This is a genomic window from Streptacidiphilus sp. EB129, assembly GCF_041262645.1.
Classification (GTDB): Bacteria; Actinomycetota; Actinomycetes; order Streptomycetales; family Streptomycetaceae; genus Streptacidiphilus.
This window is the reverse complement of sequence record NZ_JBGCCS010000077.1, coordinates 1-12,458: the sequence shown is the minus strand read 5'-3', so window position 1 is coordinate 12,458 and position 12,458 is coordinate 1. Positions and strand designations below refer to the sequence as shown.

General features: G+C 68.2%; 12 protein-coding genes and 1 pseudogene. 5 read left to right on the top strand and 8 right to left on the bottom strand.

The window, feature by feature from the left end; translation table 11 throughout:
• The first annotated feature begins 277 nt into the window (after positions 1–277).
• Positions 278–562 (top strand): hypothetical protein, encoded by a 285-nt coding sequence (locus ABH925_RS36980; RefSeq protein WP_370155881.1) that lies wholly within the window; start codon positions 278–280, stop codon positions 560–562.
• Between the two features lie 29 nt (positions 563–591).
• Here ABH925_RS36980 and ABH925_RS36975 read toward each other — a convergent pair whose 3' ends face one another.
• The 4 genes from ABH925_RS36975 to ABH925_RS36960 all read right to left on the bottom strand — a co-directional run bounded on the left by ABH925_RS36975 (position 592) and on the right by ABH925_RS36960 (position 2,458).
• Positions 592–978, bottom strand: coding sequence for a hypothetical protein (locus ABH925_RS36975; protein WP_370155880.1), 387 nt, complete (start codon positions 976–978; stop codon positions 592–594).
• A complete protein-coding gene (locus tag ABH925_RS36970; protein ID WP_370155877.1) occupies positions 975–1,235 on the bottom strand; it encodes a hypothetical protein in 261 nt (86 codons plus the stop codon). The genes ABH925_RS36975 and ABH925_RS36970 overlap by 4 nt, the downstream gene beginning before the upstream one ends.
• 401 nt (positions 1,236–1,636) lie before the next feature.
• Positions 1,637–2,101 carry a hypothetical protein gene (locus ABH925_RS36965; protein ID WP_370155875.1) on the bottom strand — a complete coding sequence of 155 codons (465 nt, stop codon included), beginning with the start codon at positions 2,099–2,101 and terminating at the stop codon, positions 1,637–1,639.
• A gap of 120 nt (positions 2,102–2,221) precedes the next feature.
• Complete coding sequence (locus ABH925_RS36960; RefSeq protein ID WP_370155873.1) at positions 2,222–2,458, bottom strand: hypothetical protein; 237 nt, start codon at positions 2,456–2,458, stop codon at positions 2,222–2,224.
• A gap of 80 nt (positions 2,459–2,538) precedes the next feature.
• Here ABH925_RS36960 and ABH925_RS36955 point away from each other — a divergent pair, with 80 nt between their 5' ends.
• The 4 genes from ABH925_RS36955 to ABH925_RS36940 all read left to right on the top strand — a co-directional run bounded on the left by ABH925_RS36955 (position 2,539) and on the right by ABH925_RS36940 (position 6,957).
• Positions 2,539–4,101, top strand: coding sequence for an ISL3 family transposase (locus ABH925_RS36955; protein WP_370155871.1), 1,563 nt, complete (start codon positions 2,539–2,541; stop codon positions 4,099–4,101).
• A 574-nt stretch (positions 4,102–4,675) separates the two neighbouring features.
• Complete coding sequence (locus ABH925_RS36950) at positions 4,676–5,092, top strand: VOC family protein (RefSeq protein WP_370155867.1); 417 nt, start codon at positions 4,676–4,678, stop codon at positions 5,090–5,092.
• 385 nt (positions 5,093–5,477) lie between these two features.
• Positions 5,478–6,275, top strand: a complete 798-nt coding sequence (locus tag ABH925_RS36945; RefSeq protein WP_370155864.1) for a hypothetical protein — start codon at positions 5,478–5,480, stop codon at positions 6,273–6,275.
• Positions 6,157–6,957, top strand: coding sequence for a transposase (locus tag ABH925_RS36940; protein WP_370155883.1), 801 nt, complete (start codon positions 6,157–6,159; stop codon positions 6,955–6,957). The genes ABH925_RS36945 and ABH925_RS36940 overlap by 119 nt, the downstream gene beginning before the upstream one ends.
• On the opposite strand, the gene ABH925_RS36935 is transcribed toward ABH925_RS36940, so the two are convergent.
• The 4 genes and pseudogenes from ABH925_RS36935 to ABH925_RS36920 all read right to left on the bottom strand — a co-directional run.
• Positions 6,918–8,777 carry an IS4 family transposase gene (locus ABH925_RS36935; RefSeq protein ID WP_370155862.1) on the bottom strand — a complete coding sequence of 620 codons (1,860 nt, stop codon included), beginning with the start codon at positions 8,775–8,777 and terminating at the stop codon, positions 6,918–6,920. The genes ABH925_RS36940 and ABH925_RS36935 overlap by 40 nt on opposite strands.
• Positions 8,778–9,261: 484 nt before the next feature.
• Complete coding sequence (locus ABH925_RS36930; RefSeq protein WP_370155859.1) at positions 9,262–10,095, bottom strand: hypothetical protein; 834 nt, start codon at positions 10,093–10,095, stop codon at positions 9,262–9,264.
• 287 nt (positions 10,096–10,382) lie between these two features.
• Entirely contained in the window at positions 10,383–11,642 is a 1,260-nt protein-coding gene (locus ABH925_RS36925) for a hypothetical protein (RefSeq protein WP_370155857.1), read from the bottom strand.
• A gap of 538 nt (positions 11,643–12,180) precedes the next feature.
• Positions 12,181–12,458 (bottom strand): annotated as a pseudogene (locus tag ABH925_RS36920) (hypothetical protein); the annotation flags it as partial.

Genomic DNA, 12,458 nt, shown 5'->3' with positions numbered 1-12,458 from the left:
CGCCTCAACTTGTTTGACCGTCAGCTCATCAGCACACAGTCAGACCAACGAGCACGCACGCTCACAGTCACGCCCAGATGCGGTTGCAGTACTAACAGGGTACGTTCGCGCGCCGACGACGGCCGCGAGAGCCTGCGAACCGTCGACGTATACCGAATCGAGCTGGACGAGCACAGCGACACCCTGGTAGTCGCACGCGTGACCCCACCCCTCGACCCCCGATGAGGCGGGGTCAAGGTTAGGGTGACGATGCGTACGCCGCATGCAAGGACACGACGTGACACACCCCGCACTCCTGTCTGCCCCCGACGAGGTCGCGCGCCGGCAACTGGCCTTGGTGCGGCTGGAGCAGTTGGGCGGCAGGGTCCTCCATGCGGGAAGCGGAACGGTCACCGCCGCGATTCTGGAGCAGATGGTCGAGCACCTCAGCCTGCCCCGCGAGGAGCCGGAAGCGCTGGAGGCGGAGGAACACGCGAAGTGGGACTGGGCGGACCGGTCGCCGTCCCCTGCGTCCCGCTCGCCGTGGTGGCGACCGATCGGGCGTCGTCCGCCCCCACGGTGACCGTCATTCCCGGGCGCAATGAGGCGCTGTCAGCTGATCTTGCCCGGGTCGATGGGGTCCACTCCGGTGCCGGCGTACAGGCCGGGCTGCACGGACAGCACCACCAGTCCGGTGGGGTGGTGGGCGCTGGGTCGGCTGGCGTGCACGGCGTGGGCGATGCGCCAGTCGATGCCGTCGCCGATCAGGGCGCCGACCGCGATGACGGCGGACAGGTCCAGGGCGTCGATGTCCAGGCCGGGCAGCGCGCCGACGTGTTCGGCCACCCCTTGGCGCTGGGCTTCGGCGGCGGTCAGGCACAGCGCGGGGACGTGGACGGCGGCCCGTCCGGCGGCGGCATCCACGACGAACCCGGACAAGGCGGGATACCCGGCACCGAGTGCGAGCAGGGCGGTGTGGTCGAAGATCGCTGGGATCACGCGGCGGCGCCCCGCTCCGCGATCGCCGCACGCAGACGCGCGGAGGCCTCCAGGGCTTCCGCGGTGACCTCGACACCCATGTGCTCGCGCAGGTAGCGCTGCGCGACGGCGGCCCGAGCCGCCAGCTCGTCTGCGGTCGGGGTGCTCTGGGCCAGGTCCTCCACGAGGTCCTTCAGCGTGGTCCCCCGCTCGGCTGCCAGCGCGTTGAGTCGCTCCCGGGCTGCCTTGGACACCTTGATGCTCGTCTCGTCTGCCATACCCGCCACTCTACCGCCGGTAGAGCCCGGCCCGGGCGTAGGGGGTCAACCGCCGACGGCATCGCGCAGCCGGCGCAGGCGCAGCGCATCGTCCCGGAACGCCGCCGCCACCTTGGCGCCGACATCATGGAGAAGTACTTGGCGGCCAACCCGAGGTCGTGACGGTTGACATCAGAGCGCTATATGGGAAGGGGGCCCCGAGGAAATCTCGTATCTCTCGGGGGTTTCTTGTGATTGGCATGGCCAGGCCATGGCTGGCGACAATAATAGGGCCATCGAGTTTTCGAGCGCCACGCACGCCTCCCGTCACCCGGATGTGCCCAGAAGCGCATGACCGGCTTGGTAGGCGGGGCTGGAAACGGAGCCCTCACGGGCTACCGTGCCAGTCCCCGACTACTCCGTCAGTTGACGCGCTCGCGATGGGCGCGCCAGCAGGCTTCAATGACCTGGCGCTTCTCGTCGAAACGGTCATCTAGAAGGCTTAGCGGTGCGCGAAGTCGGATGCGCTTTGCTGTGGTGTCGATGAGCACGATCGTTCGGCTGCCTATGAAATCCTCAACCTCGACGCCTTGGATATCGACCCAGTTGATCAGTCGTCGGCGCGCGTTGTGGACAATCGCCGCCTGCGGGGTGACGGTGACGCCATAATTCCTGGAAGCAACGAGATTCAGCAATGCAGCGCTGATGCTGGCGATAAGCAACTGCCGGGTCATGGAGGCGAGTGGCGCGATCCCGTTGGCCCACATCACGCCCTCGACCAGCGCCGACCCGAGCAGGCCGCCCGCGAGGAACGGGAGCGTTCTCTGGAGGGGGGTGAGTCGGTATCGAATCGTTGCATCAGCTGTCGCCATGCTGTTGACCGCCATTTCGTGTCCCTATGCGAGTGCTGGCGCTGCCGCCGGTGGATTCACCGGCGGCAGCGCCAGCTTAGGTGGAGGGGTCAGGCCGGGGCTGCTGCTCCGGCCTGACCTGAACCGTCTGGGCTGCTAGCTTTGGCAGGCCCAGTACCACTTGTTCACCACTCCGACGCTGAGCCAGGGCTCAACGCCGGACCATCCGAAGGTGGCTCCTGCGGTGACGGTGAGGCATCCACCGATGGAGTTGGCCGTGTTGATTTCGTGGTAGGTCCACCACTCGTAGCCGAAGGCGATCCCCATGCAGGCGCCGGCGACCCAAGGGTTGGGGATCTTCGAGCACAGCCAGACGTCGACCAGTCCGGCCATCCAGAGCCCTCAATCGGAGGACTCTGGCGCGAGTTCCGTGAAAGCCGCCCGATGATCTTCAGTGTTGGCGATCATGGCGGGTGACCGTTGCTGATCTTCTGGCCATCCTGTTCCCTCAGTTCGCACTGTTGCACGTCGAGTTGGTGAGACCGGCGGGCGGGTCGGTCCGTGTCCACGCCCGGGGCCGGGCGCCAGGTGCGGCTTGCCCGGGCTGTGAAGGCTGGTCCGAGCGTGTGCACAGTGGCTATCAGCGGCGGATCAGCGATTCGTCGGTCAGTGGCCAGGAGCTCGTGTTGCAGTTGCGGGTCCGCCGGTTCTTCTGCGACATCGCCGAGTGCGGGCGGCGGACCTTCGCTGAGCAGGTCCCGGGGCTGACGTTCCGGTACGGCCGGTGCACGGTGGGGCTGCGGAAGGTCCGCGAGGCCGTCGCCCTGGCGCTGGGTGGGCGGGCCGGCGCGAGACTCGCGGAGCATCTGGCGGTCGGGATCGGGCGTGACGTGCTGATACGCCTGGTCCGCGCGCTGCCGGACCCGCCGGTCGGGCCGGTACGGGTGCTCGGCGTCGACGACTTCGCCCTGCGCAAGGGCCACAACTACGGCACGGTCTTGATCGATATCGAGGGCCGCCGCCCTGTCGATGTTCTGCCGGAGCGGTCCGCAGACGCCCTGGCGGCATGGCTTACCGAGCACCCCGGTGTCGAGGTGGTCTGCCGCGACCGGGCCCGCTGCTACGCCGAAGGCGCGGACCGCGGAGCCGGCACTGCGACGCAGGTCGCGGACCGGTTCCACCTCTGGCAGAACCTGGGCGCTGCGGCCGAGCGGCTCGTCGCCCGCCTACGCACGCAGTGGATCCCGCCCCTGCTGGAGAAGGAGAAGACAGTACTGCCCGAAGGGCAGCTCGCTCAGCGCACCCGCGAGCGTCACGCCGCCGTCCACGCCCTGATGGACAAGGGCATGGGGCACAGCCAGATCGTCGCCGAGCTTGGCCTGGACGACAAGACAGTGCGGAAGTTCATGAGGGCTGTCACCGTCGACGAGTTGATCGGCGCGGGGCCCACAGGGGGGCGGCAGACCAGCCTGGACGGCCACGCCGCCTACCTGACCGCCCGGTTCAACGAGGGCTGCCACAGCGCCTTGCGTCTCCACAAAGAACTCGCCCAACGTGGTCTGACCGTCAGCGAGCGCACCGTCCGCCGCTTCGTGCACCGGCTACGTCACAACGCTGCCCCTGCCGTCCGCCCGCCGGTGGCCAAGGTTCGCGAGGTGACCCGGCTGATCCTGACCCATCCCGACAACCGTCCCGAGGCCGATCAGGTGCTGCTGAAGGAGCTTCTCGGCCGCTGCAGCGAGTTGCACGAGGCCTGCGACCTCATCGCCCGGTTCGCCTCGATGCTGGTCAACCGCCGGGGCTCGGAGGAACTTGAGCGATGGACCTCGGACGCCGAGGCCAGCCGCCTGCCCGAACTGCGCGGATTCGCCACCGGCCTGCGCAAGGACTGGGACGCAGTCATGGCCGGCCTCACCCTCCGCTGGAACTCCGGTCCCGTCGAAGGCCACGTCAACCGCATCAAGATGCTCAAGCGCCAGATGTTCGGCCGCGCGAAGCTCGACCTCCTCCGCAAGCGCGTACTCCTCAGCTTCTGAAGATCATCGGGCGGCTTTCACGGAACTCGCGCCAGAGCCAATCCCAACGAGCCGCTGACAACGAAGCGCGGCGACAACAGGCACGGCGTCCCGTCGGGAATCCCCAGGTCATCGATCCAGGTCTCCCACTCCCGGGGGGGGGGGTGAAACTGCAGGTACCACGCAGGCTCGGCAGGCTCGGGCAGATCCCGCGACGTGTAGTGGACCGACCAGGCTCCATGGCTCAACACGACCGGACGGTACAGCCTCTCGGTCACTGACCAAGCGCGCACAATCCACCAGCAGTACGGGGAGCTGGTGTTCGGGGGCGCAGGACGGCGTCGGCCTGGGCACGGCGCTTGTTCGGGGCCTCGTGGACGGCCTCGGTGGTCCATGGCACCCGGGGCCAGGACGCGGTCCAGGATCCCCGTCAGCGCCCTGGCTGACTCCTGCCCGCCGGATGCCCGCCCTGCCCGTCCAGGACGGCTCTGGCAGTGCCAGGGCGGTTTCCACGACGGCGGCCTGAACCCGTAACTTCATGGACTTGCACAAGAGAAGGTGGCCGCGCGGGTGATGCACCTTGCAGCATGGGGACATGACAATCACTCCGCGCGCCTTCCACCATGTCCGCCTCACCGTGACCGATATAGACCGATCACGGGCCTTCTACGACCGCATCTTCGGTCTGCCGGTGGCCCTCCAACTGCCGCCGGACGCGGACGAGCAGACCCGGGAGCAGCTCTCCTTTCTCGACGGAGGGGTGGTCTACCTGCTCGGCGACTCGCTGCTCGCGCTGCGCCCAGTCGCCGACGACCGCTTCGAGGAGGGCCGGGTCGGCCTCGACCACCTCAGCTTCTCCGTGAACGGCCACAGCGAGCTGAAGGCGGCGGTGATCGTGCTCGATGACGCGGGCGTCGCCCATGAGGACATCAAGGACATCGGCGTGGGATACATCCTCGAATTCCGTGACCCTGACAACATCGCCCTGGAACTCTTCGCCGCCAAGCCCTGAGGCCTGGCACGAACCACGCCTCCAGGGGCGAGCAGGAGGCGTCATGGCAGTCGGCCCTCACGGCGGTGAACGTGCCGTGCGTGCTGCGGCCGAGGTATGCGTTCCAGTGCGATGCCGTCTCCATGGAGAGGACCACGGACGAGAGCACGATCATGATCGGCGCCATCACGTGCATCAGGCCCCGGTTCATGTACCCGTTGACCCGCTCGAGGCCCGCGTTGGCCTGGTTGGCCCGGTTCTGGCTCGGCTCGCTCACGTATTCCCCCCAACCTCATGAATTCAGCGGCGATGGCGATCTGACGCCCCGACAGCAGAAGGGTGCCTCTCACCTGCGATGATCTGATTGTCTAGATCAAGAACGTCGCGAGGAAGAGGCACCCAACAGGTGAAGGCTACCCGCTGGGATCAGCGGCTGGATGTCCGGGCCGATGAGGACAGCCTGATCGGCCACGCGGGGATCGTGCTGCTGCGCAGGGTCGCCGACCGGGTCGGGCTGACGGCCGTGCTGGGTGCCGCCTTGCCCAGGGGTGCCGGTGCCGGATGGCGCGACCGTGGGGTTGCCCTGGTTCAGTTGGTCTGCGCAATCGCGCTCGGGGCGACCACCGTCCTGGAGGCCGAGCGGTTCCAGGGCCACTGGCGGCGCCTGTTTCCCCGCCCTGTCTCCGACAGCACCCTGCGCCGCACCCTGGAGGCGATCGACGGCCCCGTCGCGGCCCGGATCGAACGCGCCCGCGCCACGATAGGGCGTGTGGTGTGGACACTGCTCGTGCTGCGTCCGGGCGGCTTTCCCTGGATCGCCGTGTGCGGGAGGGAGTTGACCGGCTGGTACGTCCTGGACCTGGACGCCACCATCGTCACCTGCACCAGTAAGAAGGAGGGAGCGGCGGGCACCTTCAAAGGCAGCTTCGGCCACATGCCGCTCGGGGCCTGGGTGGCCAATACCCGCGAGTGCGTCGCGATGCTGCTGCTGGCCCGGCAACGCGCCGCCCAACGACGTTGCGGACCACAAGACCGTGCTCGCCGCGGCATTGCGGCAACTCCCGCTGCCTCTGTGGTCGAAGCTACTGATCCGGATCGACGGCGCGGCCTTCAGCCACGACGTCCTGGATCACCTCCAGACCCTGACCACCAGCCGGCGCCGGGTGCGCTGGGTGACCGGCTGGGCCGTCAACGACACCGATGAGCAGGCCATCGCACTGCTGCCCGAGACCGTGTGGACCACCGCCCTGCGCCAGGACGGGAAGGCGCACGAGATCAAGGGTCCGGACGGCGAGTGGATCTCCTACCAGGCTGCCGAGCTGACCGGGGTGCGGGACCTGACGGGCTGGCCGACCGGCATGCGTCTGATCGTGCGGCGGGTCAAGCCTTCGCGGCGCGATGCGAAGAAACTGACCGCCTTCGAGAAGCGCACCGGCTGGCGCTACCAGATCGTGGCCACCAACATCCCGATGGTGCGGGGGCTGCCCGGCGTGGCCGGCTCCGGGCAGGCCTGGTTCGTCGACGCCCTCTACCGCGACCATGCCGAGGTCGAGGACCGCGTGAAAGCGATCAAGCGGGTTGGCCTGGGCCTGCTGCCCTCGAAATCCTGGGAGATCAACACCGCCTGGGTGCTGGCGGCCACCATCGCCGCCGACCTTGATGCCTGGATGCGACTCCTCCTCCTGCACGACAATCCCGAGTTGGCCAAGGCCGAACCGGAGACGATCCGCAGCAAGCTCTACCACCTGCCCGCCCGCGTCACCGCCCACGCCCGCAGCCGCACTGTGCACCTGGACCGCTCCTGGCACTGGAGCAATGCCCGGCAGTTAAGGGATTCGGTCACCAGTCAAGTCGCTTGCACGGGTGGGGGCTTGGGGAGTGTGTAGTTCCCGGGGCCGACTCGCGCGAGGATGCCGCGATTGGCCCAGCGGCAGAGCTCGTTGACCAGGCTGCGGTAGCGAGATCCGGGGAACTCCAGGGCAAGGTGGATCTCACGGGCCTTCCACGAACGGCCTGGATCCGTGCGCAGTAGCTTGAGGGTGCGCTCTTTAGCGGTATGTCCGGCTCGTCCGGGGTGTGCGGGGTCGCTCCAGGCGGACGTGAGGGTGTAAGCACCGGGGGCGGTGCGCTCCACGGCGCCGTCGAGTGCCCACTGACACAGTTGGCCGGCGATGGTTTTGTGCTTCACAAGGCCCAGCGTGTAGGCGATCTCGCGGGCCGTCCAGGAGTGGCCGGGGGTGGTCTGCATTAGTTGGATGATCTGTTCCTTGCGACCGCGGTTACTGGTGAGTGGCGGACTGCCCACTGGTGGGGTGGAAGTGGCGGCGAAGGGGACGTGTCCGTCGTGGATGTCGATGGCCAGGTGTGTGACGCTCATGCACGTTGTGGCGCGTTCATCATCGGTCCGGGACGCGTAGCGCGAGGTGCTGCACTTGACCTTCCGCGCGCTGACGCGCAGGCGCCGCGGGGGCATGGGGGATCTCAGCACAGCGGCGCCGATCGTGCCGTCGGTGGTGAGACCTGTGTACTCGATGCCGGAGGCCAGGGCTACCTGGTCGCGCGCACTCTCCAGGGCCACGGTGAAGCTCATCCGGTCAGGATCTGCCCCATCGCCTCCCATGGCCGCGTCCGTTATCGCCCGGCGGAGCAGTTGATAGACGATCAGGCTGGCCCACATCTCCTGCTCCAGGCCGATCGGGTCGCAGGAACGCAGGACCAGCCCTGCTTGCAGGGTGTGCCGCAGGGCGTAAAAGGCAGACTCGACCTCCCACCGTTCATGATAGAGACGGACGAGTGTGGCGGCCGGATCGCTGAGGGGATCGAGCAGACTTGTGGCCAACAGGTAGGAGTCGCCGATCTGCTGGCCGTCGGCGCACGTGGCAGTGACCGTGGCATCGATGATCCGCACGGGTCGGCCATCGAGATGAGTGAGGTAGGAGCCGTCGTGCAGGACCTTCTCGATGAGCGGGCGGCGGCTGGAGCGGAGGCGTATCAGGTACTGGGCCCCCGTGGCGGACACCGCGCTGAAGAACGCGTCGGAGTCGAATCCTCGGTCGGCCAGTAGCAGCATCTGCGGGGTCAGCGCCGGCAGTAGGGTGGTGGCGGAGGCCAGTTCACCCACCGCGCAGGGCCCGAAGGCCGCAGCAAGCAAGCCTCGCGTGCCCGTCTCGCAGAGCACCGTCAAGCGAAGTGCCGGATAGCCGGCGTCCCCCTGCTGGTTGCGGGACTTTCCCAGCACCGCGCGCAGGCTCGGACGGTCGGGCGTCTTGATCGAGCTGCACCCGTCGAAGGCCACGGTTCGCCAGTGTCGGTAGCGCACCCCGGGAGCCTGAGGTGGAGCCAGGGGTCCGGCCAGAATCTCGAACAGGATTTTGAAAGGGGTCGGCCCCAGGCGGCGCCGGACCTCTCCCAGTGCACGCTCCGAAGGGAAGAGGCGCAGGTCAGTGGGTAGACCTGCGATGAGCTTGCCCCAGACTCGCGCGTACCCCAGTGATGGGAAGAGCGCCAGAGCCAGCACGAAGTAGACCCCCACTCGCGAGGGCAGCAGCCGCAGCCGCTGCTGGATCCGACGGGTCTGATCCAGCACGTCCTCCACGAGCTCAAAGGGCACGTACTGCGTCAACTCTCCCAGATGGCCGGGCGCATACAGGCCGCGGGCAGTCGTGATGGTGCGCGTGGACACCGAGATGGCACACTTGCCTAGCAACGGGACCCCCGAAGCAGGATTACTTGGTCGTTCTCCATGCTTCCACCGGGGGTCCCGTTCCATAGCCGCTCAACAGCCCATCCACGCAGGGCCGTTAACCGATGTGCCGGACCAACGCGACGGCCTGGCCACGACCGCTGCCACCGATTTGACCTGCGGCCTCTCCGCTTAACTGCCGGGCATTGGGCACTGGAGCGACGCGTTCACCCGAGCCTGGCAACGGGCCGCCCAACTTCCCGCCGCCACCTGACGGCCGGCCACCTTCCCGACGACACCGGACAGGACAAGCACCGCAGCACCCTCGGGCCCGTGGAACCCGACGCCCCGCAGCGTCACGCGATGACCCGCCCCGACACGGCAAGGGACATATCGGGCAGCGAGCCGCTCACGACAAGGCCCTCATGCCGCTGACGAATCGAGGCCAAGGTGTGAACCGCCCGTCCCTGGGCCGGTCGGCCGCTGCTGGAAACCGCCGGTGATCAGCTCACCGTCGTCGCGGCTTCTTTTTCCGCTTCCGCTTCCGCTTCCTCTTCGGAGTCGGGGCGACAGGGTGGAGCTGATCCTTGATCAAGGCTCGGAGGTGTTCGGGGTGGCGGGTCGGCACAACCCACGTGTTGCCGACCCTGAACTTGAGGGCGCGGCTGTAGTGCGGGTCGTTGGGTTCCATGTAGTTCGAATAGAACCGGGCAGACCCGAGCTCGGGCACGGTTGCCACCGCAGGGTCGATGCGTATCACCAGCGCCGCCCGCATCAGCGGGGGCACGAGCACGCCCGCCGCGCACCAGATCATGGAGCTCCGCTTCATCCACCGGTTGCTGAGCGTGTCGTACTCGGGTGAGGTGCGCAGACGCATCACATGGTCCGGGTCGGTGACCACGAACATCTCCCGGACGCCCGACCAGGGGCAGGAGAACACCGCCCAGTTCTGGTTCGTGACGGTCGGATTCCGGTGTTCCGCCCCCTTCGAGGCCACCGCCCCGATCCGGACTCCCCGCTCGTCCACCCTGATACCCGTCGGCCAGTTCCGGTACAGCAGTGATATCGGGGCCATGCAGAAGACCGGAGTGAAGGCGGCGTACGCGAACCAGTCCGGGCCGGCGGTGAGTCCCCGGGCCAGGCACAGGGCGAAGAGCGCGACGGGTCCGTAGAGGCCCATGGCGAGCAGGGGCAGGTTCAGCGCGCAGTGGTCTTCCGCGTAGTCGAAGTGCTCGGGTCGATCCACCGCCGCCGTCCCCCGTGCGTCGCGCCCCGTCACCGATCCGCAGGTGAAGGCAGAACCAGAATCGCCAAAAAACAGCCTGCTGGGTCGACTGGTCACCCAGGATCTCCACGGCCCGGCGCGGCGTCGCCTCCTCCAGGTCCTCGCCGTCCTGCGCATCATCCCCGTCGTCGCCGCGCTCCTGGCCGCCGTCCGGGTCCGGTTGGTCATCCGAGCCGCGCGGGTCCTGGTCCTGGTGCCGACACTGGACCTGCCGGCGCAGACGGTCCGGACCTGGCGCGAAGTCGGCCACGCCGGGCCGGCGGTCGCGGTCGCACCGGGTGCCGTCGGCGTTCCGGCCCTGCCTGCGGTGAGGCGGGGCCGGAACGGGCCGTTGCCGGAACGCGCTAGGACGTGGTGAAGTAGCCGTACACGTCGGCGATCAGCTGGGTGCTGCCCGCGTGGTTGTAGATGTCGACGGCGCCGTCGGGCCCCAGCCGGGTCTGGACGTGGCCGGCGATGTCGCTCCACGGGTTGGTGTTGAGGCTGGAGGTGCCCGGCCTCGGCTGCCCGTCGGGCCACACGGTCAGATGGCTGGGCCGGGCCTCCTGGGTGGCGGTGAGGTTCACCACGGCACCGATGGCACCGGCCGGAACGCCGCCGTGGCCGGTGACCGCCAGCCGGAGCGTGGAGTCCGGACCGAGCGGGTGACCGCCGGCGGGGGTGTCCAGTACCCGGCTCGGCGGAACGGGAGTGAACAGCCCCTGGCCGTGGATGCTGTAGTAGCCGACCACGTCCAGGACGGCGTCCACGGACCCCCCGTTGTTGTGCACGGTGATCGAACCGTTGGAGACCGGGACGACCGCCTGGTTGGAGATGTCCTTGCCCGGCTCGTAGTTGACGGTCGAGGTGGTGTACGCGGCGCCGGTGGGCGCGGCGGTGAGATAGCTCCTGGTGCTGGCGTTGGTCGCGGTGAGGTTCACCAGGAGGGCGGAGGCGTCGGCCGGGATCCCGGGCATGCTGGTGAGCTGGACGGTCCGCTGGGCCCCCGGACCCAGGGGGCCCAGATGCCGGGTGTCCAGCACCCGGGTCGGCTGGACCGGGGTGTAGCGGTAGGTGGTCTGGGTCTGGCCGGGCGTCATGTAGTACCCGAGAACGTCGAGGACGATATCGACCGTGCCCAGGTGGTTGTAGACCTCCAGGCCCGCGACGCCGGTCTGGTCCGGGCTGGGACTGACCGGGACGGTGACGAGGTTGGCCACGTCGTGCCCCGGCGAGAAGTTGAGTGTGGAGAAGGCCGGCGGGCTGCCCTGGGTCTGCAGGCCGGGAGCGCCGATGCTCAGGTAGCTGTTCGCATGGGCGTTGGTGGCGGTGACGTTCAGCACCACGGCGGTCGCCCCGTCCGGCACGTAGAAGACCGGGGTGGGCGGCATGTGCGAATAACAGGCGTCGAGATCCACCTCGGTGAAGCTGTCCTGCGACAGGGTCGAGGAGGCGCCGCAGTTCGGGAAGCTGGACCGGGTGTCGAGAACCCGGGTCGGGTTGACCGGCACGAAACCGGACCGCGCCGGGGCGCTCGCCACGGAACGGGTCGCCGCGAACGCCGGGGTCCAGACCCCGACCAGAACCAGGGCCGCAGTGAGTAACGCGGCCAGACGCAGATGCATGATGAGCCCCCCGATGGAAAATGGAAATCGTGCCGAGCCAGTTGGCTGGGAAATCGCCTGCCATGCTGCCCTGACGAAGGCCTGCCAGGAAGTGGCGGAGACGACAAGGGCGGGCCGACACGGGCGGGTGATCTGGAGCATGGGGGAAGCCGGCCGAACCATCATCAGCTTCGTACATCGCTTCACGTGACCTCCATGCTCGCGTGTTCGAACCGCCTCTCGTCGGCTGCCCGTGGCGGCAGCCGGTGTGGTACGTCGCCTCACCGCGGAACGTGCCGGCCGACCATGACGTTGACCCGACGGTCGCCTGACGCTCCGGCACGAAGCGGCAGGACCAGGCTGCCCGAGACCACCGGGTGACGTCCCGTTTCCCGCACGAATCCGTACACCCGACTCATAGACTCTGACTGTCAGGGGCACGACCACATGGGGGCATTGTGGGTGAGCAGCGCGGTGGCGGGACGCTAGCTCCGGATGCTCACCGCCCCGGCTTGGGCCGGGCTCTGAACCGGGATGAATCAGCCGGGACGGCTGTCCGTCAATTCAGGATCAGCGGGGCGGTGTTGTTCCTCGGGTTGGGATCCCAGGGAATCGTCGTGCTGGGCACCGGCTCGCCCCACACCAGTTGCACCAGGCCGCGCGCGTGGCGCACCATCGTGTTCACACGGAAGGTCACTGGGATCGCGAAGCTGTCGCCCGGGTAGGCCAGGATCGCGCTCAAGCCTGCCGAGCAGTATTCGACGGTGCTGCTGACGGTGTTGCAGTCCGGCCCGGGGACAACGGTGGCCCCCGGTGGCGCGGTGACCTTGACGAAGG

Coding starts and splice junctions, on each gene's coding strand:
- ABH925_RS36970 (WP_370155877.1), bottom strand. CDS start 1,235: ATGGCAGACGAGACGAGCATCAAGGTGTCCAAGGCAGCCCGGGAGCGA.
- ABH925_RS36950 (WP_370155867.1), top strand. CDS start 4,676: ATGACAATCACTCCGCGCGCCTTCCACCATGTCCGCCTCACCGTGACC.
- ABH925_RS36925 (WP_370155857.1), bottom strand. CDS start 11,642: ATGCATCTGCGTCTGGCCGCGTTACTCACTGCGGCCCTGGTTCTGGTC.
- ABH925_RS36960 (WP_370155873.1), bottom strand. CDS start 2,458: ATGGCCGGACTGGTCGACGTCTGGCTGTGCTCGAAGATCCCCAACCCT.
- ABH925_RS36965 (WP_370155875.1), bottom strand. CDS start 2,101: ATGGCGGTCAACAGCATGGCGACAGCTGATGCAACGATTCGATACCGA.